This is a genomic window from Rhizobium sp. UBA1881 (assembly GCF_002338015.1).
Lineage (GTDB): Bacteria > Pseudomonadota > Alphaproteobacteria > Rhizobiales > Rhizobiaceae > Rhizobium.
Genome location: NZ_DDHH01000138.1, coordinates 1 through 317, shown reverse-complemented (window position 1 = coordinate 317; position 317 = coordinate 1). Strand labels below are relative to the sequence as shown.

The window sequence follows — 317 nt, the reverse complement described above, 5'->3', positions numbered from 1 at the left end:
CGACATCGACAACGAGGGTGCAGTGCGCCGCGCGACCTCGCATCTCATCGATCTCGGACATACCAGGATCGCCATGATCAACGGCCGCCCGGGCGCGACCTACGCGCTGCACCGTGACAAGGGGTATCGCGAGGCGCTGCAGAGCCGGGGTATCGAACTCGATCCCCAGTTGATCGCCAGCGGCAATTTCACCGACGAGCTCGGCTTCCGCTTCGCCCGCTCACTGCTGGAACAGGCTAATCCGCCGACCGCGATCGTCGCCGGCTCGATGATGACGGCGCTTGGTGTCTATCGTGCGGTTCGCTCGCTCGGGTTGC

General features: G+C 65.0%; 1 protein-coding gene. It reads left to right on the top strand.

What is annotated here, in order from left to right:
- Nucleotides 1-317: substrate-binding domain-containing protein (locus tag B3605_RS17135; protein ID WP_296435193.1), on the top strand; the 317-nt coding region annotated here is incomplete at both ends.